The organism is Pseudoduganella lutea (assembly GCF_004209755.1).
GTDB classification, from domain to species: Bacteria; Pseudomonadota; Gammaproteobacteria; order Burkholderiales; family Burkholderiaceae_D; genus Rugamonas; species Rugamonas lutea.
Window position 1 is genome coordinate 1,857,031 of record NZ_CP035913.1, and the last position, 26,262, is coordinate 1,883,292.

Sequence of the window (26,262 nt, forward strand, 5' to 3'; positions counted from 1 at the left end):
AATCCCACTAACTTAACGGCATTAGTGACAGACACCCTTTTCCAGGGAATATTTCAAAAAAATGGGTGTCTGTCACCGGTTTTACCGGTTTTGCCGTCGGTCTTGATGTATCAGGCGAAGGCGGCCATGTGCGCGCCGAGCAGCAGCAGCGTACCGAAAAAGCAGCGCCGGAACACATGCGGCTCCAGCCGCCCGCGCAGACGGCTGCCCAGGGCCAGCCCGGCCAGCGCGGGCAGCTGGGCGGCGAACGACATGCCGGCGCTGGCGGGTTCCCATGCGCCATGCCCGGCCAGCACCACGGCCAGCGCCAGCGTGGACACGGTGAACGACAGGCCCATCGCCTGCACCTGTTCTTCCTTCTCCATCCCGAGCGCCTGCAGGTAAGGCACGGCCGGCAGCACGAACACGCCCGTTACCGCCGTGAGCACGCCGGTCGCCACGCCGGCCGCCGGCCCGAGCCACCACTCCTGCTCCGCACGCACCCGCCAATGCCACGAAAACAGCCCGAGCAGCGCATACAGCACCAGAGCCAGGCCGAGCAACGCCTTGCCGTCTCCGCTGGTGAACAGCGCGCCGCCGAGCAGCGTACCGGCGCAAACGCCCAGCAGCATCGGCCGCAGCCGCAGCCACAGCGCATGCAGCCCCCGCCGTTCCAGCATTTGCCAGATATTCGTCAAAAGCGAAGGCACGACAAGGATGGCGGCAGCCTGCAGCGGCGGCATCACGAGCCCCAGCAGCGCCATCGCCACCGTCGGCAGGCCCATGCCCGTCACGCCCTTCACCATGCCCGCCAGCAGGAATACGATGCCGATGTAAAAAAGATGATTGTCCATGGGCGTAGTATGGCGCCCGTCCCCCGTGCCGAAAATGTGGAATATACTGCCCGAGCCTTCGGCCTTTTCGAAGCCTGCTGAACTGGCTTTTATACCTCATGCGATTCGATCTCACCGACCTGAAACTGTTCCTGCGCGTGGTGGAAACCGGCAGCATCACGGCCGGCGCCGCGCAGACCCACCTTGCCCTGGCCTCGGCCAGCGCACGCGTGCGCGGCATGGAAGAAGCACTCGGCGTGCCGCTGCTCGAGCGCAACCGCCGCGGCGTGGAGCCGACGGCCGCCGGCCGCACGCTGCTGCACCACGCACGGCTGATCACGCAGCAGATGGAAAAGATGCGCGCCGACCTGGGCGAATACGCCACGGGCCTGAAGGGCCACGTGCGCCTGCTGTGCAACACATCGGCGCTGACGGAATTCCTGCCCGACGTACTGGCCGCGTTCATGGCCAGCCATCCGCAGGTGAATGTCGACCTCGAAGAGCGCCTGTCCAGCGACATCGTGCAGGCGATGCGCGACGACCTGGCCGACATCGGCATCGTCACCGATTCCGTGGACAGCAGCGGCCTGGAAACACGGCTCTTCTGCGAAGACCGGCTGGTACTGGCGCTGCATCCCGGCCACCCGCTCGGCAAGGGCTTGCGCCGCAACGCCTCGCTGCCGTTCGCGGCCACCGTGGAACATGACTTCATCGGCCTGGCGGGCGACAGCGCGCTGCAGATGTACCTCGGCGAGCAGGCCACGAAGCTGGGCAAGCGGCTGCGCTATCGCGTGCGGGTGCGCAGCTTCGATGCGATCTGCCGCATGGTGGCCAGCGGTGCCGGCCTGGCGGTCCTCCCGGAATCGGCCGTGGTGCGCTCGCGTGACGCGGCCAACCTGAAGGTGATCAAGCTGGCGGACGGATGGACCCGGCGCCGCCTGCTGCTGTGCACGCGCAGCTATGCCGAACTGCCCGGCCATGCACGCGACCTGGTCGACGCGCTGGCGCGCCATGCGACAATGCCGTCCTCGGAATGACAAGACACGCTATGGAAAACTTCGAACGGCGGCGCGACCGCTTCACCATGTTCGACGGCATGGACAGCCCGGCCGTCAACCTGTGCTTCCCTCTCGAGTTGCCGGATTTCCGGCCCTGGTGCAAGGCCAACGGCCTGCCGCCGTTTCACGTGCTGCTGTGCGCGGTGCTGCGCGCGGCGATGAAGATCGAGAACTTCCGCTGGCGCATCCTCGATGGCGATGTGTTCGAGATCGACTACCTGATCCCGTCGTTCACGGTGATCAACCAGCACAACGACCTCAATTTCGCGATGTTCGACTGGTCGGACGACCTGCGCGAATTCGTCGCCCGCGGCAGCGCCGCGCGGGAGGCGGCGTCGAACATGGTCCCGTTCAACGAGCCCTACCGGACGCTGGCACCCCGCGAGGCCAAGCACCAGATGTTCGTCACCTGCATTCCATGGCTGGCCTTCACGTCGATCCAGCATCCGACGGCAGCCCTGGACTGTCCGGACATTCCATCGCTCGCCTGGGGGAAATTCCGCGAAGGCGCGCCCGGCGAGCTGCTGCTGCCGTTCTCCGTGCAGGCGCATCACGGCTTCGTGGATGGCTTCCATATCCACCAGCTGGCGCAGCAGATCGCCGCGGAGCTGGCGGCGATCATCGAAGCCTAGAAGACTTTCCTAGACCACTCTCGCCCGCTCCAGCATCGCATGCAGCAGCACATTGCAGCCCGCTTCCAGGTGGGCCGGCTGGGCATCCTCGATCTCGTTGTGGCTGATGCCATCCTTGCACGGCACGAAGATCATCCCTGAAGGGGCCAGGCGCGCCGCGTAGATCGCGTCGTGCCCGGCGCCGGACACCACGTCCATCGTCGAATACCCGAGTTTCGCCGTGGCGCTGCGCACGGCGCCAACCACATCCGGGTGGAACGGGCATGGCGGATAGTACGACACGCGTTCCAGCTTCACGTCGAGGCCCGAATCAGTCGCCACCTGCGCCACGAACGCCGTCATCTCCTCGTGCATGGTGTTCAGCAGCTCATCGTTCACATTGCGCAGGTCGATCGAGAACTTCACCTGGCCGGGGATCACGTTGCGGCTGTTCGGGAACACCTGCATCATGCCGACCGTACCGCGGCCATACGGCGGATAGCGGTTGGCGATGGCCACCACCTCAGGAATGATCCGCGCGGCCACCTGCATGGCATCGCGCCGCAGGTGCATCGGCGTGGGGCCCGCATGCGCTTCCATGCCCGTCACCGTGCAGTCGTACCACGACAGGCCCATCACGGCGGGCACCACGCCGATCACCTTGTCCGCGTCCTCGAGCACGGGGCCCTGCTCGATGTGCGTCTCGAAATAGGCGCCGATCGGGTGCTCGCCCGGCACCTGGTCGCCCTTGTAGCCGATGCGTTCCAGCTCCTCGCCGACCGTCTTGCCGTCGGTGTCCTTTGCCGCGTACGCGGTTTCCAAGGTGAAGGCGCCGCAGAAGACACCGGACCCCATCATCACGGGCACGAAACGCGAACCTTCCTCATTGGTCCAGAAAGCCACCTCGATCGGCGCTTCCGTGCGGATGCCATGATCGTTCAGCGTGCGCACCACCTCCAGCCCGGCCAGCACGCCGTAATTACCGTCGAACTTGCCGCCGGTGGGTTGCGTGTCGATGTGGCTGCCCGTCATCACGGGCGGCAGCGAATCGTTCGTCCCGGCGCGGCGCATGAACACGTTGCCGATCTGGTCGACGGTGACCGTCATGCCGGCCGCCTTGCCCCAGCCCACGACGAGGTCGCGGCCCTGCCGGTCCAGGTCCGTCAGCGCCAGGCGCTTCACGCCGCCCTTTTCGGTGGCGCCGATCCGCGCCAGCTCCATCAATGCATCCCACAGCCGCTGGCCATCCACCCGCAGCGCCTCCGGATCCACGCCAGTCTTTACTGCCTCGGTCATGTCGTTCATTTGCTGTCCTTTCAGGCTGCACTGACGGGTTGGAACGCGGGGCGGTCGACGTGCCGGCCGGCGCCTTCCACGGCCATCAGTTCGCCGCGGTGGAACACCACCTTGCCGGCCGCCACGGTGGTGCTGGGAATGCCCTTCACGGTGCGGCCCTCGAACACGTTGAAGCCGCCTTTTGCGAACTGCGTTTTCGCCGAGATCGTGCGCGTGCCGGCCGGATCCCACACGACGACGTCCGCATCGGCACCGGCCTGCACCACGCCCTTGCGGGGATAGATGTTGAAGATCTGCGCCGCGTTGGTGGATGTGACCTTCACGAATTCGGAAGGCGTCAGCAGCCCGCCATTCACACCTTCATCCCAGATCACGGCCATCCGGTCCTCGACGCCGCCGCAGCCGTTCGGGATCTTCGTGAAATCGTCGCGGCCGGCGGCCTTCTGCGTGTCGCAGAACGTGCAGTGGTCGGTGGCGGTCGTGTGCAGGTTGCCGCCCCGCAGGCCCTGCCACAACGCGCGCTGGTGTTCCTTGCCGCGGAACGGTGGGCTCATCACGTGGCCGGCCGCGAAATCGAAATCGGGATGCTGGTACACGCTGTCGTCGATGATCAGGTGCCCCGCCAGCGCCTCGCCATACACGCGCTGGCCGGCGGCGCGGGCGCGCGTGATGGCGTCCAGCGATTCCTTGCACGACACGTGGACGATGTACAGCGGCGTTTCCAGCACGCCGGCGATGGCGATGGCCCGGTTGGCCGCCTCCGCTTCCACGGCCGGCGGCCGCGACAGCGGGTGCGCCGACGGCCCGGTGATGCCCCGGGCCAGCAGGTCGCGCTGCAACTGGTAGACCAGTTCGCCGTTCTCCGCGTGCACGGTGGGGATCGCGCCCAGTTCCAGCGAGCGCCGGAAGCTTTTCACGAGCGTTTCGTCATCGGCCATGATGGCGTTCTTGTACGCCATGAAGTGCTTGAAACTGTTGACGCCATGGTCGCGCACCAGCACGCCCATCTCTTCGTGCACGCGGTCGGACCACCACGTGATCGCCACGTGGAAGGTGTAGTCGCCGGCCGCCTTCGCGGCCCAGCCGCGCCACTGGTGGTAAGCCTCCAGCAGCGACTGCTGCGGGTTCGGGATCACGAAATCGATGATCGTCGTCGTGCCGCCCGCCAGGCCGGCCGCCGTGCCCGTGTAGAAATCGTCCGCCGTCACGGTGCCCATGAACGGCAGGTTCATGTGCGTGTGCGGATCGATCCCGCCCGGCATCACGTACTGGCCGGAGGCGTCGATGACTTTCGCGCCCGCGGGCGCATCGAGGTTGTCGCCCACGGCGACGATCCTGTCGCCGTCGCACAGCACGTCGGCGCGGAAGGCGCGGTCGGCGTTGACGACGGTACCGCCTCGGATGATCAGGCTCATTTGGTGTCTCCGTTCAGGATTGGGGTGGGCGGACGGAAAGCGGCCAGCTGCATCATCACCGCGTAGGCCACGGCGGCGATCGCGATGCCCACGAACCAGGCATAGGTATAGATGGTCTTGAAGGTATCGCCGACATCCGGGAACGCGGCGGGAAAGGCCGCGTTCAGGAAGCCGGGAATGTTCGGCAGCACGCCGAGGATGAACGCGATGACGGCGGCCATGTTCCAGCCGGTGCCGTACGAGTAGATGCCGTCGGCGCGGTACAGCTCCGCCACGTTCAGCTCCGTCCGCCGCACCAGGTAGTAGTCGACGATCAGCACGCCGGCGATGGGGCCCAGCAGCGCCGAATAGCCGATCAGCCACGTGAAGATGTAGCCCTGCGTGGTTTCCAGCAGTTTCCACGGCATCATCGCCAGCGCGATGCCGGCCGTGATGTAGCCGCCGGTGCGGTACGAGATGCGTTTCGGCGCCAGCGCGGAAAAATCATAGGCGGGTCCAACCAGGTTGGCGGCCAGGTTGACGCTCACGGTGTCGACGAGCAGCACGATCAGCGCGACCAGCACGGCCACGCCGGTCATGCGCGCGGCCAGGTCGACCGGGTCCCACAGCGCCTTGCCGTACAGGACGACGGTTGCCGACGTAACGATCACGGCCAGCGCCGCCAGTAACCCCATCGGCACCGGCAGGCCGATCGACTGGCCCACGATCTGGTCCTTCTGCGACTTGGCGAAGCGGGTGAAGTCGGGAATGTTCAGCGCCAGCGTGGCCCAGAAGCCCACCATCGCCGTCAGCGACGGCCAGAAGGCGCTCCAGAACTGGCCTTCCTTCGGCTGGCCCGGTGCGAACTGCGAAGGCTTGTCCAGCAGAGGGCCGAAACCGCCCGCCTTGTCGTACACCCACCACAGCAGCACGAAGCAGATCAGGATCTTCAGCGGCGCGGTGTAGGTCTCGAGTTTGCGGATCGAATCCATGCCATGCACGATGTAGTACATCTGGATCGCCCAGAACGCCAGGAAGCACAGCAGCTGGGCGCCGTTGATGCCCAGCCAGCCGATCTTCTCGCCGCCGATCGGGGCGCCCATCAGCACGCCCAGCAGCGTGTAGATCATGCTGCCGCCGAACCAGGTCTGGATGCCGTACCAGCCGCATGCCACGATGGCGCGCAACAAGGCCGGCAGCTTGGCACCGTCGGTGCCGAACGATGCGCGCGCCAGCACCGCGTAGGGAATGCCGTATTTGGTGCCCGCATGGCCGATCGCCAGCATCGGCACCAGCACGATCGCGTTGGCGAGGAACACCGTCCATACGGCCTGCCAGGCGGACATGCCGCCTTCGACGAGGCTGGCGGACAGCGTGTACGCGGGAATGCACATCACCATGCCCACCCACAGCGCCGCGAAGTGGTACCACAGCCAGGTGCGCTGGGCGGCGGAGGTGGGCGCGAGGTCTTCGTTCCACAGGTGGGGGTTGGCTTTGATGTCTTGTTTCACTGGGCTCTCTCCTCGGTTTTTTTTCCTGGATGGTGCACCTGCATGGTGTCAGACACCTTTTCGGAGCCTTACCCGAAAAGGTGTCTGACACCGGTTTTCGCATGATGTTGCCGATTTCCTGAGCGAAAAACCGGTGTCCGACACCGGTTTTCGCATGAGGCTACCTCACGCAGCGGTCGGCACCTGCTCCGCCCGCGGATTGCGCGGATCCTGCGTCCAGTTCATGTAGGCCTTGCCGGTCTGCTGCGGCACCATCGTGATGCAGCCCTGCACGGGGCACGTGATCTCGCACAGGTTGCAACCCACGCATTCGCTGTCGATGACTTCATACGTGCGCTTGCCCGTCGCCTCGTCCACCAGCCGGGCCACGGCCTGGTGCGACGTATCCTCGCACGCCACGTGGCACTTTCCGCAACCGATGCAGTCGGCCTGGCTGATGTGCGCGATCGTCTTGAAGTTCATGTCGAGGTATTTCCAGTCGGTGGTGTTCGGCACCGCGCGGCCCCGGAACTCCTCGATGGTGCGGTAGCCCTTGGCGTCCATCCAGCGCGACAGGCCATCCTTCATTTCCTCGACGATGCGGAAACCGTGCAGCATCGCCGCCGTGCACACCTGCACGCAACCGGATCCCAGCGCGATGAACTCGGCGGCGTCGCGCCAGTTGTTGATGCCGCCGATGCCGGAGATCGGCAGGCCGCGCGTTTCCGGATCGCGCGCGATCTCGGCCACCATGTTCAGCGCGATCGGCTTCACGGCGGTGCCGCAGTACCCGCCGTGCGTGCTCGCGCCGCCGACCGTGGGCAGCGCCACCATCCGGTCCAGGTCGATCGACGTGATCGAGTTGATCGTGTTGATCAGCGAGACCGCGTCGGCGCCGCCGGCCTTCGCCGCGCGTGCCGGGTGGCGGATGTCGGTGATGTTCGGCGTGAGCTTGACGATCACCGGCAGCCTGCTGTGCTTCTTGCACCAGGCGGTGACCATGCCCACGTATTCCGGCACCTGGCCGACGGCCGCGCCCATGCCCCGCTCCGGCATGCCGTGCGGGCAGCCGAAATTGAGCTCGATGCCGTCCGCGCCCGTCGCTTCGACCTTCGGCAGGATGTCGGCCCAGTAGTGCTCCTCGCAGGGCAGCATCAGCGACACGACGATCGCCCGGTCCGGCCACGCTTCCTTGACGGCGGTGATCTCGCGCAGGTTGATGTCCAGCGAGCGGTCGGTGATCAGCTCGATGTTGTTGAAGCCGATGACTTCTCGGTTCTTGCCATAGATGGCCGAGTAGCGCGACGACACGTTGACGGCCGGCGGGTCCTCGCCCAGCGTTTTCCACACCACGCCGCCCCACCCCGCCTCGAAGGCGCGGATGACGTTGTAGGCCTTGTCGGTGGGCGGTGCCGAGGCCAGCCAGAACGGGTTCGGCGACTTGATGCCGCAGAAGTCGATGGCCAGGTTGCTGTATTCGTGGCTCATTATGCTGCCTCCAGGGTCGATTGAAGTTCGGCGTGGATCGCCATGGCCGCCAGCTTGCCGTGCTGGACCGCCTGCACGGTCAGGTCCTGCCCCGGTGCCACGCAGTCGCCGCCGGCATAGATCCCCGGCAGCACGGTGCGGAAGTGTTCGTCGACGTGGATGCGGTCGCCGTCGCGCTTGAGCAGCGTGGCCAGCGGATCGGCCAGCGCGGCATCGTCCATCGTCTGGCCGATCGCCTTGAACACGGCATCGGCGGCGATCTCGAACGTTTCGCCGGTGCCCACGAGGCGGTTGCCTTCCATGCGCGTCTTCTCGAAGCGCATGCCCTGCACGCGGCCCGCCGCGTCGAGCAGCACCTGCCGCGGCTGGGCCCATGTGCGCATGCGCACCTGGTTGGCCTTGGCGATCTCCTGTTCATGGTGCGTGGCGCTCATCGCCTCGAAGCCGCGGCGGTACACCAGCGTCACCTCCTCGGCGCCCAGCCGCTGGATCTGCACGGCCATGTCGATCGCGGTATTGCCCGCGCCGATCACGATCACGCGCTTCGGCACCGGCAAGGCGGCAAGGTCGTCGGCCTGGCGCAGCTCGGCGATGTAGTCGACCGCGGCCAGCAAGCCCGGCGCATCCTCGCCCGTCAGGCCCAGCTGGCGGCTCGCACCCAGGCCCAGGCCGAGGAACACGGCATCGTAGTTCGCATGCAGGTCCTTCAGGTGCAGGTTATCGCCCAGCTTCTGGCCGAGGCGGATCTCGATGCCGCCGATGCCCATCAGGAAGTCGACTTCACGCTGGGCGAAATCGTTGGTGAGCTTGTACTTCGCGATCCCGTACTCGTTCAGGCCACCGGCCTTTTCCTGGGCCTCGAACACGACGACGTCGTTGCCCAGCATGGCCAGGCGGTGGGCGCACGACAGGCCCGCGGGGCCGGCGCCGACAACGGCGATCTTGCGGCCCGTGCCTTTCGCGCGCTGGAACGGGTGTTCCGTGAAGCTCATGTTGTCGGTGGCGTAGCGCTGCAGCAGCGCGATCTTCACCGGCTGGCCTTCGGCGTCATGGTTGCGCACGCAGGCGTCCTCGCACAGGATCTCCGTGGGGCAGACGCGCGCGCAGCTGCCGCCGAAGATGTTCTGCTTCAGGATGCCGAGCGCGGCGCCGTCGACGTTGCGGTCATGGATGTTGCGGATGAAGCTCGCCACGTCGATGTCCGACGGGCAGATGCGCGTGCACGGCGCGTCGTAGCAGTACAGGCAGCGGGCCGCTTCGATCGCCGCCTGGCGGGCGTTGAGTGGTGGCGCGAGGTCGGTGAAGTGGGTGGCCAGCTCGCTGTTCGTCGAGCTGGGGTGGGGAATGTAGTTGAGTGAGTCGAGCATGGTTCTGGTTCCTGGCTGAATGGCTGAAAAACCTCGTTGCGTACTAGGGCGAACTTTTCAACTGCGCAAAGCGGGGTCAGGGAGGAATGGCGGCATGCATGCCGCCATCGCTACGCAGGCAAGGAGCAGTGCTCCTTGAAACCCCTGCTTTGCCCCGCTGGGTCTGACCCCAGGTTCTGCCTGGGGTTCTTGCAAGGGCCGACGTGTACTCGCTTCGCTTACTTCATCTGTGGGAATGCAAATTCCGCGCCAGCCGTGGCCGTGTTGGGCCACCGCTGCATCACGGCCTTGTGCCGCGTGTAGAACCGCACGCCTTCCGGGCCATACGCATGGTGGTCGCCGAACATGCTGCGCTTCCAGCCGCCGAAACTGTTGAATGCCATCGGCACCGGCAGCGGCACATTCACGCCCACCATGCCCACCTGGATCTGGCGCACGAATTCGCGGGCCACGCCGCCATCGCGCGTGAACACGGCCACGCCGTTGCCGTATTCATTGCGGTTGATGAGGTCCACGGCGCTGCCCACGTCCGGCAAGCGCATCACGCACAGCACGGGGCCGAAGATTTCCTCCTTGTAGATCGTCATGTCCGGCGTGACGTGGTCGAACAGCGTGCCGCCGACAAAGAAGCCGTTCGGCCGTTCCGCCACCCGGTAGTTGCGGCCATCGACGACGAGCTTCGCGCCCTGTTCTACGCCTTCGCCGATCAGGCGCTCGATGCGCTGCTTGGCGGCGAGTGTGACGACGGGCCCCATTTCGGCATCGTGCGCCGCACCGTCGCGTACTTTCAGTGCGGCCGTGCGCCGTTCCAGTGCGCTCACCAGCGCGTCGCCCGCATCGCCGATCGCCACGACCACGGAGATCGCCATGCAGCGCTCGCCGGCCGAACCATATGCCGCGCCCATCAGCGCGTCGACGGCCATGTCCATGTCGGCATCGGGCATCACCACCATGTGGTTCTTCGCGCCGCCCAGTGCCTGCACGCGCTTGCCGCTCGCGCTGCCTTTCGCGTAGATGTACTCGGCGATCGGCGTGGAGCCGACGAAGCTGATCGCCTGCACGTGCGGGTGCTCCAGCAGCGCATCGACGACGAGCTTGTCGCCCTGCACGACATTGAACACGCCGTCCGGCAGGCCCGCCTTCTTCAGCAGCTCCGCATGCAGCAGCGATGGCGAGGGATCGCGCTCGGAAGGCTTGAGGATGAAGGTGTTGCCGCAGGCGAGGGCCACCGGGAACATCCACATCGGCACCATCACGGGGAAGTTGAACGGCGTGATGCCGGCCACGACGCCGAGCGGCTGGCGCATCGACCAGGCGTCGATGCCGCGCGAAATCTGGTCCGTGAATTCGCCCTTCAGCAGTTGTGGAATGCCGAGCGCGAACTCGACGACCTCGATGCCGCGCGCCACCTCGCCACGCGCATCGGCCAGCGTCTTGCCGTGTTCGCGCGTCAGCATCGCCGCGAATTCCTCGGTGTGCTGCTGGCACAGCTGCAGGTATTTCGCCAGCACGCGGGCGCGGGCCAGCGGTGGCGTGTCGGCCCACGCGGGAAACGCGGCGTGCGCGGCCTGCACGGCGGCGTCCACTTCGTCCGGCGTGCCGAGCGCCACGCGGGCAACCGGTTCGCCGAGCGCGGGATTGAAGACGTCGGCGTAGCGGCCGCTGCGCGTGTCCGCCTTCGCGCCGTTGATGTAATGGGTGATGGTGTCGATGTCGCTCATCTTGTTCTCGCTTGGTCTCGTTCAGGTTATGGGGATGCAGGACAGGAGCGTGGGGGCAATACAAGAGCCCGGGATTCAGGACAGAAAACTGTCGGCCGGCACGTAGTCGTAGCCCAGGTCGCGGGCTACGGCTTCGTACGTGACCTGGCCCTGGCAGACGTTCAGGCCGTTCTTCAGGTGCGGATTGGCTTGCAGGGCCTTTCGCCAGCCCTTGTCCGCCAGCGCCAGCGCATGCGTGATGGTGGCGTTGTTCAAGGCGAACGTGGACGTGCGCGCGACGGCGCCCGGCATGTTCGCCACGCAGTAATGCACCACGCCGTCGACGATGAACGTGGGTTGTTCGTGCGTAGTCGCGCGCGACGTTTCAAAACAGCCGCCCTGGTCGATCGCCACGTCGACGATGACGGCGCCCTGCTTCATGCTCGCGACCATCTGGCGCGTGACGAGCTTGGGCGCCGCGGCGCCGGGCACCAGCACGCCGCCGATCACCAGGTCGGCGCCCAGCACGGCTTCCTCGATCGTATGCGCGTTGGAGTACATGGTCTGCACGCGGTTGCCGAAGACGAGGTCGATCTGGCGCAGCCGGTCGACGCTCTTGTCCAGCACCGTCACGCGCGCGCCCATGCCCACGGCGATCTGCAGCGCATTGGTGCCGACCACGCCGGCGCCGATGATCGCCACGTGGCCGGGCGCCACGCCGGGCACGCCGCCCAGCAGCAGCCCCATGCCGCCCTTGGATTTTTCCAGGTGCGCGGCACCCGCCTGCACGGCCATGCGCCCCGCCACTTCGCTCATCGGCGCCAGCAGCGGCAGGCCGCCGTTCGGGCCCGTGATGGTTTCGTAGGCGATGCAGACGGCCTTCGATGCGACCAGCGCTTTTGTTTGCGCCGGGTCGGGGGCGAGATGCAGGTAGGTGTAGAGGATCTGGCCTTCGCGCAGCATCGCGCATTCCTGCGGCTGCGGTTCCTTGACCTTGACGATCATGTCGGCGCGTTCGAAGATTTCCTGCGCGGTGGCGGCGATCGTGGCGCCGGACGCTTCGTACATCGCATCCGTGAGGCCGATCGCTGCGCCGGCATTGCGTTCGACGAGCACGGGGTGGCCGCGCAGCGTCAGTTCCTTCACGCTGGCCGGGGTGAGGCCCACGCGGGATTCCTGGTTCTTGATTTCCTTGGGTACGCCTACGAGCATGGTATGTCTCCTTTTAGGCTTTTTGGGGTGGTGTTTGATGCGCGGTGCGTGGTGTCGGATGCTTTGGCTGTTGGCACCTGAGAACCGGTGTCTGACACCATTTTCCGGAGGAAAATGGTGTCAGACACCGGTGTTCCGCGGCCAACAACTATCGCTTGTGGCGATTGGTGCGCACACTAAGAACTTCTACTTCAATCCAGCTCTTTCAAGATTTTCGCCAGCTTCCCGAACAGCTCATCGATATGCTGCTTCTCGAACACCAGCGGCGGCGACAGCGCGATGATGTCGCCGGTGACGCGAATGAGCACGCCGTCGGCGAAGGCCTTCTTGAAGGCGGTATAGCCGCGCACGCCGGGCTTGCCGGGGATCGGCGCCAGCTCGATGCCGGCGATCAGCCCGATGCAGCGCAGGTCGATCACGTTCGGCAAGTCCCGCAGCGAGAACACGGCGTCGGCCCAGTAGTCCTGCAAACCTTTCGCATGCTCGATGACCTGCTGTTCCTCGAACACTTCCAGCGTGGCGAGCGACGCGGCGCAGGCCAGCGGATGGCCCGAGTACGTGTAGCCGTGGAACAGTTCGATGCCGGCCGGCGAATCCATGAACGCATCGTGCACGAAGCTCTTCGTGAACACGGCGCCCATCGGCACGGTGCCGTTGGTGAGGCCCTTCGCCGTGGTCATCATGTCCGGCTCGACGTCGAAGTAGTCGGCCGCGAACGGCGTCGTCATGCGGCCGAAGCCGGTGATGACTTCATCGAAGATCAAGAGGATGCCGTGCTTCGTGCACAGCTCGCGCAGCCGCTTCAGGTAACCCTTCGGCGGGATCAGCACGCCGGTGGAACCGGCCACGGGTTCCACGATGACAGCGGCGATCGTGGACGCGTCGTGCAGCGCGACGATGCGCTCCAGTTCATCGGCCAGGTGCGCGCCATGTTCCGGTTCGCCGCGTGTAAAGGCATTCTTTTCCAGGTTGTGCGTATGCGGCAGGTGGTCGACGCCGGGCAGCAGCGTGGCATAGGGCTTGCGGTTCGCGGCAATGCCGCCGACCGAGATGCCGCCGAAGCCCACGCCATGATAGGCCCGCTCGCGGCCGATGAAGCGCGTGCGCGATGCTTCGCCGCGTGCCTTGTGGTAGGCCAGCGCCATCTTCAAGGCCGTGTCCACCGCTTCCGAGCCGGAGTTCGTGTAGAACACATGGCCGAACTTGTGGTTCGTGTAGGCCATCAGCTTCTCGGCCAGTTCGAACGCGGTCGGGTGGCCCATCTGGAACGTGGGTGCGAAGTCCAGCGTGCCCACCATCTCGCGCACGGCCGCCACGATCCTCGGCTGCGCATGGCCGCACGGCACGCACCACAGGCCCGCGGTGCCGTCGAGCACCTGGTTGCCGTCGACGTCGCGGTAATGCACGCCGGACGCCGACACCAGCAGGCGCGGGCTGGCCTTGAAGTCGCGGTTGTTCGTGAAAGGCATCCAGAAAGCGGACATGGAATGCAGCTGCTCGGGTTTGTTCATGCGATCTCCTTGGGCGGCTTGGCCCGCAAATTTCTTTACCAGTTGGCAAAATGATGATGCAATAATAGACACGCCGGTCACTATGTCACATATACACAATCGGCAAAGCGTTCCAACCGTACTGGTCTTAAAAACACTACAGTTCAAACGATGGTACCCAGACGACAATTCGCGGAAGAGGCACCCGGCGCCGTGGCGTGGCCGGCGATCGTCATCGAGCGGGCCAGCAAGGGCAGCCTGGTGGACAAGATCGTTGCCGTGCTGACGGCCATGATTTCGGGCAAGGCGTTGGGGATCGGCACGAAAATGCCCTCCGTGCGGCAGTTCGCAAAGTGTAATGGCGTGAGTACCTTCACAGTCGTCGAGGCCTACGACCGGCTGGTCAACCTGGGGCTGCTGTCGTCGCGGCGCGGTTCCGGCTACTACGTGGCGCGGCACGACATCGCCTCGCAGTTGCCGCCGGCGGCGGTGGCCGGACCGGTCACCGTGGATGCGTTGACGTCCGACCTGTACTCCGGCGTTTCCGATGCGCTGCCGGTCGGCGCGGGCTGGCTGCCCCCGGAGTGGTATGGCGAGGATACGATCCTGGACGCGGTGCGCCACGCGATGCGCATCCCGGCCAACCGGCTGCGCGGCTATGGCCATCCGCTCGGGTTCCCGGCACTGCGCCAGCACGTGGCGGCGCAGCTGACGGACGAGCTGTTTCCCGTCGAGGCGGACCAGGTGCTGCTGACGCATGGCGCCAGCCATGCGTTCGACCTGATCCTGCGCACGCTGACGCGGCCCGGCGACACCGTGTTCGTCGAAGACCCGGGCTACAGCAACCTGCTGTCGCTGATCCGCCACCACGGCTGCAACGCGGTCGGCATCCCGCGCGGCGAGCATGGCCTCGATCTGGACGCGCTGGCCACCCAGGCGCGCCAGGCGCAGCCCAAGCTCATGTTCGTCAACACGGTGCTGCAAAACCCCTTGGGCACGTCGCTGTCGCAGGCGCAGGCGCACCGGCTGCTGGCATTGGCCGAGCAGTTCGACTTCTGGCTCGTCGAGGACGATATCTACCGCGACCTGGCCGGCAGGGGCGAAGCATCGCTGGCGGCGATGGATGGCCTGCGCCGCGTGATCCGCGTGGGCAGTTTTTCCAAGACGCTGTCGCCGGTGCTGCGCGTGGGGTCGATCTGCGCGTCCGGCTCGCTGATGCCCGAACTGGTGCGGGTGAAGATGCTGACGGGGCTGACGACGTCGGAAGTCAACGAGCGCGCCGTCTACCACGCGGTCACGGGTCGCGCCTACCGCAGGATGGTCGACAGGCTCGTGGCGCAGCTCGACGCCGGCCGCGAACGCACGATCGAGGCGCTGGCGGAAGTGGGCATGGAACCGGTGGCGCGGCCGCGCGGCGGCATGTTCGTTTCCGCCGGCTGGAACGTGGCGCCGACGCCGGAACACAATGCCCGCAGCATCGCCGATGCCGCGCTGCGTGCCGGCATCCTGCTGTCGCCGGACGAATTCTTCCTGCTGCGGCCCAGTACCACGATCTGGTTCCGATTCAATGTGGCGTATGCGCACGATCCCGTGCTGCGCGCCTTTTTGCACTCCGCACTCAAGCGCCCCATAGTCCAACGTTCCGCATCGAGCATCCCTTAAGGAGACCGCCATGGCCGGCAAGAACGAAGTCCGCACCGGCGCCGCCTCGCGCCGCATGCAGAACCGCGACCGGGTCGAGGCGGACATCGCCGCCGTGGCCGTGCGCGTGTTCGCCGAATGCGGCTACGAGGGCACGTCGGTCGCGGCGATCGCGGAAGGCGCCGGATTGTCGAAGCAGAACCTGATGTACTACTTCCCCACCAAGCTGGAGCTGTACCGCCGCGTGCTGGATGGCGTGCTGGATGACTGGCTGGAGCGCATGTCCAGCCTGGCCCGGACAAGCGACGAGGATGCGCCGGCCGATGTGCTACGCGCCTATGTGCAGGCGAAACTGCGCTTTTCGCGCGAGCAGCCCTATGCGTCGCGCGTGTATGCGATGGAGGTGATCGGCGGTGCGCAGCTGTATGGCGAGCAGATCAGGGAGCGCGTGGTGCCGGTGCTGAAACGCGACATCGAGGTCTTCGAACGGTGGATCGCCACCGGCCGCATGGCGCCCGTCAACGCCACGCACCTGCTGTTCGCGATCTGGGCGATGACGCAGTCCTATGCCGACTTCGCTCCGCAGATGGCGCTGGTGCTGGGCCGGCGCCAGTTGCTGAAGAAGGATTACGACGAGGCCGAGGAAACGATCCTGGCGCTCGTGCTGGCGACCACGCGTGCCGCCGGCTGAAGCGTGCCAGGCGTGGCAAGGGTGCCAGGCGTGCATTTCCCCACCCTTGCCACCCTGGTCAGCGTTTGAAGCACTCCCGGCGGCGGACGTGGCCGACGCCGAACATGGCCAGGCCGGCCATGATCATCGCGACCTCCGTCGGTTCAGGTACCGGGGACAGCAGGTCGACGTTGCCGGCGAACGGCTGCACGTGCACCTGCGCCTGCAGGTTCAGTGCGCGGGCGAACAGGCCGCCTTCGATGTCGCGGGTATTCGTCACCAGCGCATCGGTGGCCAGCACGGAACCGCCGAACTGGGTGCCGATCGCCACGTTCGTGGCATCGTGGAAGTTCCAGATCACGCGGCTGCCGATCGTCTCCGCGCTGCCTGCCAGGAAGTTTGCATGGATCGACGCCGTCGTCACATCCGTGTTCATGATCACGGTGCTGGCACCGTTCAGGTTGAACGCGAACTCGCCGAGCGTGAACAGCGTGTCGTCGATCCCGGTCAGGTCGAACACCGCCACGCCGCCCGCATCGGCCACCGCCGTGAATGTGGCCTGGTTGCCGCTGATGTCGACGGTGCTGCCGGTCGACTTCAGCCGCGCCAGCGAATCGGACAGGTCGCCCAGTACCTTGCCGAAATCCGTCGACGCGGCGGCAGACCTGTTCGCGTTCATTTCCGCCGTCATGCCGCCGAAGCCGCTGCCGTTGATGTTCGAGTTCGCCACCGCGCCGCCGATGGTCGCGCCGCCGTTGATGTTCGAATGGGCCACGCTGCCACCGACATAGGCGCCGCCATTGAACGTGGAGTTCGACACGCTGCCGGCGACGTACGAAGCGCGGTTCAGCGTGGAATTGGCCACATTGCCTGCGACAACGTTCGTGCCTTCGTTGACGGTCACGCCGTTGAGCGAGCCGCTCGATACCACGCCGCCACGGTTGACATTGACCCTGCCCCCGTCCGTCGAAGCGCTGACATTGCCTGCGGTCAGACCGGCATAGTTCGATGCCGGTGCCTTCTCCAGCTGGTTGCCATATTCGCCACCGGTGACGGAACCCGCCGCCCAGGTGCGGCCATGCACATGCCCCCTGAGCTGGCGTCGATGGTCGTCAGCGACACGGCGTTCATCTGGTTCAATACCTGCGTGGCGGTCAGGGGTTCGGTTGCCGGCGCCGCATGGGCTGCCGCGAACGTGGTGGACAATAGAGCAGCGATGACACTCGTGCGTAACATGGATTCCCTTTAAATTGTTTTATATTGGTAATATTTATTTCTCATAGGATAGCACGATGCGTGAAATTCTTTGCGCAAGTTCAAGAGAGTTGCTGATTTTCAGTTGTTTTTGTTGCTGATCCGTGTTGCTTTCGCACCGTTCGTCACGCGCTGCGGCAAGTCATCCCTCCGCGCATTCCGTTCGTCGGATCGATGACCTGGCATGGGAACGAACGCGCTACAGTGATTGCATCGACGAATTCCTTTGATTCACGGAGAACTGCCAATGAAGACCATCAATAAAACCTGTACCGATACCGTGCAGGAAGCGTGGAACGCCATGGTGCGCATCCTGCGGCACGCGATACGCCGCCTGGAGCGGATGCCCTGGCCAACCTTGCTGACCGTGTGCGTGATGCTCGCGCTGCTGATCACGTTGCTGCCGCTGGCGCTCACGCTGTTCGTGCTGTTCCTGCTCGTGAAGCTGGCGGCGAACGCGCTCGGCGCCGGCCGTCACGCGCCGCACCGCCGCGATCACGCTCATCCCGATGCCCAGTGAGACCCATCAGCCTGCAATGATCAACCGATGAGCAATGAAACGATGAAGACGGCAACAGGCGGCGCCCGCGGCGCGCTGGGATTCGTGCGCGAGCTGGGCGAAACCGCCAGCTCGCTGTGGTGGCAATTCTTCGACTGGCTGGCGCAGGTGCCGATGCGCCAGCTCGTGGTGACGTGGGTACTGGCAACGCTGCTGGCCTGCACCCCGGTCATCCACCCCAAACAGGCGGCGGCGTTCATCGTCATTTCGCTGGGCCTGAAGGTGCTGGCGGGCGGCAAGCGCAAGGCCGAGATCGAAGCGCGCCGCGCTTCGCAGCAGGCCGGCACCGAAGAACTGGAACGCCGCCTCGTGGAAGCGCGGATGGCTGCGCTGCAGGCGCAGGTGGAACCGCACTTCCTGTTCAACACGCTGGCGCTGATCGGCCAGCTGATCGAAACGGATCCGCCGCAGGCGGCGCGCATCCACCAGCACCTGATCGATTACCTGCGCTCGACGTTGCCGCAGATGCGTTCGCGCGGCAACGGCACGCTGGGCCGGCAGATCACCCTGTCGCGCTCCTACCTGGCGATCATGCAGGCGCGCATGAAGGCGCGGCTGGCCGTGTCGATCGACGTGGCGCCCGGACTGGAAAGCGCCACGTTCCCGCCCATGATGCTGCAGATCCTGATCGAGAACGCGATCAAGCACGGGCTGGAACCGAAGATCGAGGGTGGCCGCATCGACATCCGCGCCTTTGCCACGGGCAGCGTGCTGCAGGTGGACGTGCAGGACGACGGCGTCGGCTTTTCCTGCTATGCGGACGACGGCATCGGCCTGGCCAACGTGCGCGAGCGGCTCAAGCTGATGTATGGCACGCGCGCCGAACTGCAGATCGAAACGCCGCCCGAAGGCGGGTGCCGGGCGGCCATTCGCGTGCCGTTCGCGCCGGACATCTTCGCGGAGAAGATATCATGACTCCAGCCGCCCTTTGGGGAGATTACCAAGATTCGATCCGCGTGCCGTTCGCGCCGGACATCTTCGCGGAGAAGATATCATGACTCCAGCCGCCCTTTGGGGAGATTACCAAGATTCGATCCGCGTGCCGTTCGCACCGGACATCTTCGCGGCAGGCATCCCATGACGCCCACCGCCCTGATCGCGGATGACGAAGAGCCGATGCGCGACATGCTGCGCGCCCGGCTGCGCGAATGCTGGCCTGAGCTGTCGATCGTGGCCGAGGCGGCGAACGGCGTGGAAGCGATCGCGCTGGCCGGACAGCACCAGCCGGACGTGGTGTTCCTCGACATCCGCATGCCCGGCATGTCCGGCATCGAGGCGGCGCGCATGCTGTTCAACCGCTGCCACATCGTCTTCGTCACCGCCTATGACCAGTATGCGATCGAGGCCTTCGAGCAGGGGGCGCTGGACTACCTGCTGAAACCCGTCGGCGGCGAACGGCTGCGAACCACCTGCGCGCGGCTGAAGGACCGCATCGGCCAGCAGCCCGGCGATATCGCGGCGCAGCTGTCGCGCCTGCTGGACGGGCGTGCCGAGGGCGGCAAGGGCGGCCGCGACTACCTGCACTGGATCCAGGCCCAGGTGGGCAGCAGCCTGCGGATGATCAGCACGCGCGAAATCCTGTTCTTCCAGGCCGATGAGAAATACACCCGCGTGCAGACGGCACAGGGCGAAGTCCTGATCCGCAAGACGCTGAAGGAACTGGCGGACGAACTCGATCCGGACGAGTTCTGGCGCATCCACCGCTCCACGCTGGTGCGCGTGGATGCGATCGCGGAAGTCACGCGCGACCTGCGCGGGCGGCAGATGGTGCGCGTGAAACACTGTGCGGAACAGCTCGAAGTCAGTCGCGGCAACACCCATTTATTCCAGCAAATGTAAGTGTTGCGCGCCTGTTGGCCGGGGCCGTGGAGAGCGCCTGACTTCGCTTGCCCCGCCTTGTGCGCTGGTCTATATTGGGGTTTCGCCTACCAGAAACCCGGAACAGAACAGGGAGAAGCGTAATGACGACACAACATGCGTCTGGCCCCCATGCCGTCCCCAAGCACACGCGCGCCACCATCATGCCTTGCCTGCGTTACCGCGATGCCCCCGCCGCCATCGAATGGCTGTGCAGTAACCTGGGCTTCGAAGCCACGCTCGTGGTGCGCAACGAGGATGGTACGGTGGCCCATGCCCAGCTCTCCTATGGCAACGGCATGATCATGCTGGGATCGATCTTCGATACCGACTATGGCCGCCTGCTGAAACAGCCGGTGGAAACGGGAAAGTACGTGACGCAAAGTTCCTATCTCGTCGTCAATGATGCGGACAGGGTGCATGAGCGCGTCATGGATGCGGGCGGCGAAGTCGTGCTGCCACTGCAGGATGAGGATTATGGCGGCCGTGGCTTCACGTGCCGCGACCCCGAGGGGCATGTGTGGAGCATCGGCACCTACGACCCGTGGGCCGAGGCTGAACGGCCCCGCTGATCGTCGCTTACGCGTTGCCCGGCCCGCCTGCGGCGCCCCGGGACGATTCGCTCGGTGATTCGCTCGGTGATTCGCTCGGTGACTGGCTCAGTGACTGGCTCAGTGACTTGATCAGTGCGTCATCCACGACCTGCACCGGATTGATCCCGATCAGGTCGCGGTACAGCGGCGGCAGGTTCGCGCACAACGCGTCGAGCTGACCGGGTGCCATGCCTGGCCGCACATACTGCAGCTGCGTCGGATTATCCGCCGGCAGCGCGCCTTCCATCGTCGAACCGTAGGCGCCCAGCTCCATGAAGCTGAGCGCGCTGTCGTCCGGCCCCACGGCCAAGACGAACGTGCCGTCTTTCGGATGGCCGAGGTAGCGGCGCACTTCCTGCTGGCGATCCGCATCGGCGCCCACCATCAGCCGGTAGCGCAACTGCGCATACGCACGCGTGCATTCCATGAAAGCGGTGCGGATGCCGGATTGCGCATGCCGCCCGTGGCAGCACAGCAGCAGGTTGCCGAACGCATCCAGCATGGCCACCGCATTGCCGCTGCCGCCCTGCGCGCGGTCGCGCTCCATGGCATGGCGCAGGTAGGGTGCCAGGCCGGCATCCGGCCGGCGCGGCGTGGCGCGGTAGGTCAGCGCATCCGGGCAGGCGCGTTTCAGCGCGCGCACGATCGCGTGATCATCCGGCAGCGTGGCGGGATCGAGCAGGCCGTGGCGGGGCGGATCGTTGTTGAACAGGTCCGTCACCGCTTCCGTCGTGGCCTCGAACACGAGCGAGCACAGGGCCTGGGTGGGTTCCGCGATCGTCTTCCCGATGAAGAACGGCGGCGGCGGCGCACCGGCTGCGGCGCGCGCATAGGACGACGAACCCAGCACTGCCGGATAGGCAAAGGTGGCAAGGGCCTGCGGGCGCAGGGCTTCGGGCAGCGCGGGGAAGGCGCCGCCGCCATCGTGGTTGATGCCGGCATCGGCATCGTTGGCGGCAACGACGACGTTGAACCCCGCCGCCAGGATCGCTCCCGCGCACATGCAGCACGGATCGAGCGACGTGACGATCGTGATCTCGTGCGGCGGCGGCAGCGCCCTGCCCCTGGCCGTCTCCGCGAAGTACCAGTCGACGAGCTGGCGCTCGCCGTGCGCGGTCGGATCCCAGATCAGGCCATCGCGGATCACCTCGTTGTGGACGGCCTGCAGCACGTTGCCGAAGCCATCGAGCATCACGCCGCCCACGCCGAACGTGCCCTGCGTTTTCGCCGCGATCGCTTCCAGCGAAGCGATGGCGGCGGCGGCCTGGACGTCGATCGTCTTCTTCACGGCCTGCTTACGTACGCTTCAGGTCGTGACCACCGAACGCGTTCGGCAGCTGGGCCGCGGCCGTCGTCTCGAACACGTCGCCCTTCAGGTTCGTGAGGATGACGGGCAGCGCGTTGCCGCCCAGCTCCAGGATCACCTGGCGGCACGCGCCGCATGGCGCGATCGGGCCATCGGTCTCGCCGATCACGACGAGCTTGTCGAAATCGCCTGGCTTGCAGCCCTGCGCAAAGGCGCTGAAGAACGCGGTGCGCTCCGCACAGTTGCACAGGCCGTACGCCGCGTTTTCCACGTTACAGCCATGGAACACCCTGCCATCGCGGGCCAGCAGCGCCGCCCCCACCTTGAAATTCGAGTACGGCGTATAAGCCTTCAACCGCGCCGCCTTGGCTTCCTCGATCAATTGTTCCGTATTCATCGGCAATCTTTCCTAAAACCGGGGTCTGACCCCGTTCTCGAGCAATGTTTCCTGAAACCGGGGTCTGACCGGATCGCCGGACCGCCCGGTTTTTGGCAACTTTTCCAAAATCGGGGACAGTCCCCAACGTTGAAATCGGGGACTGTCCCTGCTGGAGGGACTGTCCCTGTTGTTTTTACGGCCGGATCGTGCGGTAGACGATCGGGTTGGCGGGCGGGGCCATGTCGGCGATCGTGTAGGCGGCCTGCACGTCGGCGATGGCGCGCTGGGCGGCGGCTTCGGTGCGGGCGTGGACGTGGGCCAGCGGCTGGCCGGCTTCGATGCGCTGGCCCAGGTCGACCAGGTCCGTCAGGCCGACGGCGAAGTCGATCGTGTCTTGCGGGCGGGTGCGGCCACCGCCAAGGGCGACCACGGCCAGGCCGATGGCGCGGCAGTTCGTGGCGGCGGCAAAGCCCGATTGCGGTGCCGGCACGGGCACGATGACCGGCGCCTTTTCCAGGTACTTGTCCGGGTTCTGCATCAGGTCGGCCGGGCCGCCCAGCGCGGCCACCATGCGGGCGAAGCGGTCGGCGGCTTCGCCGGAGTCGAGCGAGGCCTGCAGCTTGGCGCGGGCTTCTTCCTCGCTGGCGGCCAGCTTGCCCAGCACGAGCATCTCGGCGCACAGCGCCAGCGTGACTTCATGCAGGCGCGCCGGGCGCGACTTGCCGGTCAGGTAGTCGATCGCGCAGCGCACTTCGACGGCATTGCCGGCGGCAGGCGCCAGCGATTCGTTCATGTCCGTCAGCAGCGCGGAAGTGAGCGTGCCGGCGCCATTGCCCACGTTGACGATCGACTCGGCCAGCTCCACCGATTTTTCGTACGTCGGCATGAACGCGCCGCTGCCGGCCTTCACGTCCATCGCCAGCACGTCCAGGCCGGCGGCCAGCTTCTTCGACAGGATCGAGCCGGTGATCATCGCCACCGATTCCACGGTGCCCGTCACGTCGCGGATGCCGTAGAAGCGCTTGTCGGCCGGCGCCAGCGAAGCCGTCTGGCCGATGATGGCCACGCCCACTTCCTTCACCACCTTGCGGAACAGTTCGTTGTCCGGCACCGTCGTGTAGCCGGGGATCGAGTCGAACTTGTCCAGCGTGCCGCCCGTGTGGCCCAGGCCGCGGCCCGAGATCATCGGCACGAAGCCGCCGCACGCGGCGATCATGGGGCCGAGCAGCAGCGACACGAGATCGCCCACGCCGCCGGTCGAATGCTTGTCCATTACAGGGCCGGGCAGGTTGAGCGATTTCCATTCCAGCACGTCGCCGGAGTCGCGCATGGCCAGCGTGAACGCGACGCGCTCGTCCATCGTCATGTCGTTGAAGTACACGGCCATCGCCAGCGCGGCGATCTGGCCTTCGGTGGTTTCACCGGTGGTGATGCCGCCGACGAAGAAGCGGATTTCTTCTGCGGTGAGGGTGCCGCCATCGCGTTTCTTGCGGATGATTTCCTGGGGAGGTACATGGTGGGTTTCTTTCTTTGAGTTGCGTTCTTGTGGAGCGCAAGCCTTGGGAGTGCTGTGGGGGTTGTGCCACCAGCGCAGGGAAAACCGGTGTCTGACACCATTTCCGGGTGAATCTTCCGGAAATGGTGTCAGACACCGGTCACTTTGGCGCCGTGCGCGACATCATGCAGTTAAATCAGACGCCGTAAGGAATCCAGATATTTTTCACCTGCGTCACGTGCTGCAGCACGGTGCGGCCAGCTGCCTGCTGCACGCTGAACCAGTCGCGCCCTTTCGCGCCGCCGGTCCAAGTGCGCTTGAGCGAGCCGGCCGACAGCCGCTCCACTTCGGCGCAGCCCTCGAGCGAACCGTCGTGGCGCCAAACCGCATCGATATCCGAGTGCGTGGCCAGCGTGCGGGCCAGTTCGTCGGCGCTGCCGGTGACGATGTTGACGACGCCGCCCGGCAGGTCCGACGTGTCGAACACCTGGTACAAGTCGGTGGCTGACAGCGGATAGGCCTCGGACGGCACTGCCACCACGCGGTTGCCCACGGCGATGGCCGGCGCGACCAGCGAGATGAAGCCCAGCAGCGGATTCTCGTTGGGGCAGACGATGCCGATCACGCCGATGGCTTCGTTCAGCGCCACGGTGATGCCATGCATCGGCGGCTGGTGCGCGGCGCCATCGTACTTGTCGGCCCACGCGGCCCAGTAGAACAGGCGCTCGATCGATGCCTGCACTTCACGCTCGGCATCCTTTGCACCGGTCTGCGCGGCGATGCGGTCGGCGAACTCGCGACCGCGGGCAGCCAGGTTCTCGGCGATGTAGTACAGCACCTGCGCGCGGTTGTGCGCGGTGGCCTTCGTCCAGCCGGCGGCTTTATGCGCGGCTTCGACGGCATTGCGGATGTCCTTGCGGCTGCCCTCGCCGATCTCGCCGAGGAAGGCGCCCTCGGCGCCGTGGATCGCACGGCTGTAGGCGCCATCCGGGCGGGCCTGCTTGCCGCCGATGTACAGTTTGGCGGTGCGGTCGATGGCGAACGGATCGCTCGACGGCGCGGCGGCCTTGGCCGAAGCGGAGGATTTCGGCAACGAAGGCAAGGCGGGACGCGCATCCTCGCTCACCGGCACCAGGTATTCATACAACCCTTCACGGCCGCCTTCGCGGCCATAGCCCGATTCCTTGTAGCCGCCGAAGCCGCACGCGGCATCGAACTGGTTCGCGGTATTGATCCACACCACGCCGGCCTTGATCTGCGGCGCCACGTCCAGCGCCAGGCTGATGTTCTCGGACCACACGCAGGCGGCCAGGCCGTACACGGTGTTGTTCGCCAGTTGCACGGCTTCGGCCGGGGTGCGGAAGCTCATCGCCACCAGCACCGGGCCGAAGATCTCGGCCTGCGCCACAGCGGCGGAAGTCGATGCGCCCATGATCAGCGTGGGCGGGAACCACGAGCCGTCGGCCGGGATTTCGCATGCCGATGGCTGGTAGATCTCGCAGCCTTCCGAACGCGCCGCTTCCACCAGGCCATGGATGCGCTGGCGCTGGATCGGGTCGACCAGCGCGCCGATGTCCATCGACTTGTCGAGCGGGGAACCGAGGCGCAGGTTGTCCATGCGCGCCTTGAGCTTCTTCAGGAAGCGCTCTTCCACGGATTCCTGCACCAGCAGGCGCGAACCGGCGCAGCATACCTGCCCCTGGTTGAACCAGATCGAATCGACGAGGCCTTCGACGGCCGCATCGATATCGGCATCTTCGAACACGATGTACGGCGACTTGCCGCCCAGTTCGAGCGACAGCTTCTTGCCGGTGCCGGCCGTCGCTTCGCGGATCAGGCGTCCCACCTCGGTGGAACCGGTGAACGCCAGCTTGTCGATGCCTTCGTGTTTGACGATCGCTTCACCCGTGCGGCCATCGCCGGTGACGATGTTGACCACACCCGCCGGCACGCCGGCCTGCACGCAGATCTCGGCGAACAGCAGCGCGGTCAGCGGCGTGAACTCGGCCGGCTTGAACACGACCGTGTTGCCGGCCGCCAGCGCGGGAGCGATCTTCCAAGCCAGCATCAGCAGCGGGAAGTTCCACGGCACGATCTGGCCCACCACACCCACCGGGCGGTGGTTCGGGAATTCCTCGTCGAGCAGCTGGGCCCAGCCGGCATGGTGATAGAAATGACGGGCCACCAACGGCAGGTCGGCGTCGCGCGTTTCGCGGATCGTCTTGCCGTTGTCCAGCGTTTCCAGCACGGCGAACAGGCGCGCATGCTTCTGCATCAGGCGCGCGATCGCATACAGGATCTTCGCGCGGCCGTGGCCACCCAGCGCGGCCCATGCCGGCTGCGCGCGGCGCGCGGCTTGCACGGCGCGATCCACGTCGTCCGCCGTGGCCTGCGTCAGCTCGGCCAGCGGCTTGCCGTCGGCCGGGTTGGTGGACGCGAATACGTCACCGGGCTCGCTCCAGGCGTTGTCGATGAACAGGCCGAACTTGCGGCCGCGCTGCTCCAGCCACGCTTGCGCTTCTTTCTGGCTCTCGGGTGCGGGGCCGTATTCCATGGTGTTGAGGATCTCGTTGATAGTTGGCATGGCGAT

Annotated in this window: 23 protein-coding genes; 9 read left to right on the forward strand and 14 right to left on the reverse strand. The window is 65.9% G+C overall.

The genetic code is table 11. The features are described from left to right. Window positions 1–110: 110 nt before the first annotated feature. On the reverse strand, window positions 111–833 hold the full coding sequence (locus tag EWM63_RS07740) for a sulfite exporter TauE/SafE family protein (RefSeq protein ID WP_130186005.1): 723 nt from the start codon (window positions 831–833) through the stop codon (window positions 111–113). 98 nt (window positions 834–931) lie between these two features. Here EWM63_RS07740 and EWM63_RS07745 point away from each other — a divergent pair, with 98 nt between their 5' ends. Beyond that, window positions 932–1,849, forward strand: a complete 918-nt coding sequence (locus EWM63_RS07745; RefSeq protein WP_130186006.1) for a LysR family transcriptional regulator — start codon at window positions 932–934, stop codon at window positions 1,847–1,849. Between the two features lie 11 nt (window positions 1,850–1,860). Next, the gene (locus tag EWM63_RS07750) at window positions 1,861–2,502 is read left to right on the forward strand and encodes a CatA-like O-acetyltransferase (RefSeq protein WP_130186007.1); all 642 of its coding nucleotides are present in this window, start codon (window positions 1,861–1,863) and stop codon (window positions 2,500–2,502) included. A gap of 9 nt (window positions 2,503–2,511) precedes the next feature. Here EWM63_RS07750 and EWM63_RS07755 read toward each other — a convergent pair whose 3' ends face one another. The 8 genes from EWM63_RS07755 to aptA all read right to left on the reverse strand — a co-directional run bounded on the left by EWM63_RS07755 (window position 2,512) and on the right by aptA (window position 13,939). After that, window positions 2,512–3,786 carry a Zn-dependent hydrolase gene (locus tag EWM63_RS07755; RefSeq protein ID WP_307720838.1) on the reverse strand — a complete coding sequence of 425 codons (1,275 nt, stop codon included), beginning with the start codon at window positions 3,784–3,786 and terminating at the stop codon, window positions 2,512–2,514. Window positions 3,787–3,797: 11 nt separating this feature from the next. Next, window positions 3,798–5,192: a dihydropyrimidinase gene (gene hydA, locus EWM63_RS07760; RefSeq protein WP_130186008.1), complete on the reverse strand. Its 1,395-nt coding sequence runs from the start codon at window positions 5,190–5,192 to the stop codon at window positions 3,798–3,800. Continuing rightward, window positions 5,189–6,682: an NCS1 family nucleobase:cation symporter-1 gene (locus tag EWM63_RS07765; RefSeq protein WP_130186009.1), complete on the reverse strand. Its 1,494-nt coding sequence runs from the start codon at window positions 6,680–6,682 to the stop codon at window positions 5,189–5,191. The genes hydA and EWM63_RS07765 overlap by 4 nt, the downstream gene beginning before the upstream one ends. Window positions 6,683–6,847: 165 nt before the next feature. Then, window positions 6,848–8,149 carry an NAD-dependent dihydropyrimidine dehydrogenase subunit PreA gene (gene preA / locus EWM63_RS07770; protein WP_130186010.1) on the reverse strand — a complete coding sequence of 434 codons (1,302 nt, stop codon included), beginning with the start codon at window positions 8,147–8,149 and terminating at the stop codon, window positions 6,848–6,850. Beyond that, window positions 8,149–9,516, reverse strand: coding sequence for an NAD(P)-dependent oxidoreductase (locus EWM63_RS07775; protein WP_130186011.1), 1,368 nt, complete (start codon window positions 9,514–9,516; stop codon window positions 8,149–8,151). Before EWM63_RS07775 ends, preA begins: the two co-directional genes overlap by 1 nt. A 218-nt stretch (window positions 9,517–9,734) precedes the next feature. Next, entirely contained in the window at window positions 9,735–11,237 is a 1,503-nt protein-coding gene (locus EWM63_RS07780) for a CoA-acylating methylmalonate-semialdehyde dehydrogenase (protein ID WP_130186012.1), read from the reverse strand. A gap of 75 nt (window positions 11,238–11,312) precedes the next feature. Beyond that, the gene (ald, locus tag EWM63_RS07785) at window positions 11,313–12,428 is read right to left on the reverse strand and encodes an alanine dehydrogenase (protein ID WP_130186013.1); all 1,116 of its coding nucleotides are present in this window, start codon (window positions 12,426–12,428) and stop codon (window positions 11,313–11,315) included. Between the two features lie 191 nt (window positions 12,429–12,619). Next, window positions 12,620–13,939: an omega-aminotransferase AptA gene (gene aptA / locus EWM63_RS07790; protein ID WP_130186014.1), complete on the reverse strand. Its 1,320-nt coding sequence runs from the start codon at window positions 13,937–13,939 to the stop codon at window positions 12,620–12,622. Between the two features lie 150 nt (window positions 13,940–14,089). Between aptA and EWM63_RS07795 the strand changes: the two genes are divergently transcribed. Further along, window positions 14,090–15,580 carry an aminotransferase-like domain-containing protein gene (locus tag EWM63_RS07795; protein ID WP_130186015.1) on the forward strand — a complete coding sequence of 497 codons (1,491 nt, stop codon included), beginning with the start codon at window positions 14,090–14,092 and terminating at the stop codon, window positions 15,578–15,580. A gap of 10 nt (window positions 15,581–15,590) precedes the next feature. Next, window positions 15,591–16,250, forward strand: a complete 660-nt coding sequence (locus EWM63_RS07800; protein WP_130186016.1) for a TetR/AcrR family transcriptional regulator — start codon at window positions 15,591–15,593, stop codon at window positions 16,248–16,250. Window positions 16,251–16,308: 58 nt separating this feature from the next. Here the strand turns inward: EWM63_RS07800 and EWM63_RS07805 are convergent, their stop codons facing one another. Continuing rightward, window positions 16,309–17,313, reverse strand: coding sequence for a choice-of-anchor A family protein (locus tag EWM63_RS07805; protein ID WP_165390780.1), 1,005 nt, complete (start codon window positions 17,311–17,313; stop codon window positions 16,309–16,311). Between EWM63_RS07805 and EWM63_RS31725 the strand changes: the two genes are divergently transcribed. The 5 genes from EWM63_RS31725 (at window position 17,308) to EWM63_RS07825 (ending at window position 20,471) form a co-directional block, all read left to right on the forward strand. Next, window positions 17,308–17,478 carry a hypothetical protein gene (locus EWM63_RS31725; protein WP_165390781.1) on the forward strand — a complete coding sequence of 57 codons (171 nt, stop codon included), beginning with the start codon at window positions 17,308–17,310 and terminating at the stop codon, window positions 17,476–17,478. The two genes, EWM63_RS07805 and EWM63_RS31725, sit on opposite strands and share 6 nt — an antisense overlap. A gap of 252 nt (window positions 17,479–17,730) precedes the next feature. Continuing rightward, window positions 17,731–18,003 (forward strand): hypothetical protein, encoded by a 273-nt coding sequence (locus EWM63_RS07810; protein ID WP_130186018.1) that lies wholly within the window; start codon window positions 17,731–17,733, stop codon window positions 18,001–18,003. A gap of 27 nt (window positions 18,004–18,030) precedes the next feature. Continuing rightward, window positions 18,031–18,957 (forward strand): sensor histidine kinase, encoded by a 927-nt coding sequence (locus EWM63_RS07815; RefSeq protein WP_130186019.1) that lies wholly within the window; start codon window positions 18,031–18,033, stop codon window positions 18,955–18,957. Window positions 18,958–19,119: 162 nt separating this feature from the next. Then, window positions 19,120–19,881, forward strand: coding sequence for a LytR/AlgR family response regulator transcription factor (locus EWM63_RS07820; protein ID WP_130186020.1), 762 nt, complete (start codon window positions 19,120–19,122; stop codon window positions 19,879–19,881). 122 nt (window positions 19,882–20,003) lie between these two features. Beyond that, complete coding sequence (locus tag EWM63_RS07825) at window positions 20,004–20,471, forward strand: VOC family protein (protein WP_130186021.1); 468 nt, start codon at window positions 20,004–20,006, stop codon at window positions 20,469–20,471. A gap of 7 nt (window positions 20,472–20,478) precedes the next feature. Here EWM63_RS07825 and EWM63_RS07830 read toward each other — a convergent pair whose 3' ends face one another. From EWM63_RS07830 to EWM63_RS07845, 4 genes are all read right to left on the reverse strand, one after another. Next, window positions 20,479–21,780 (reverse strand): nucleoside deaminase, encoded by a 1,302-nt coding sequence (locus tag EWM63_RS07830; protein WP_130186022.1) that lies wholly within the window; start codon window positions 21,778–21,780, stop codon window positions 20,479–20,481. Window positions 21,781–21,787: 7 nt separating this feature from the next. After that, on the reverse strand, window positions 21,788–22,195 hold the full coding sequence (locus EWM63_RS07835) for a cytidine deaminase (RefSeq protein ID WP_130186023.1): 408 nt from the start codon (window positions 22,193–22,195) through the stop codon (window positions 21,788–21,790). 175 nt (window positions 22,196–22,370) lie between these two features. Beyond that, entirely contained in the window at window positions 22,371–23,675 is a 1,305-nt protein-coding gene (gene deoA / locus EWM63_RS07840; RefSeq protein ID WP_130186024.1) for a thymidine phosphorylase, read from the reverse strand. Between the two features lie 193 nt (window positions 23,676–23,868). Next, window positions 23,869–26,256: an aldehyde dehydrogenase family protein gene (locus EWM63_RS07845; protein WP_371861195.1), complete on the reverse strand. Its 2,388-nt coding sequence runs from the start codon at window positions 26,254–26,256 to the stop codon at window positions 23,869–23,871. Between the last annotated feature and the right edge of the window lie 6 nt (window positions 26,257–26,262).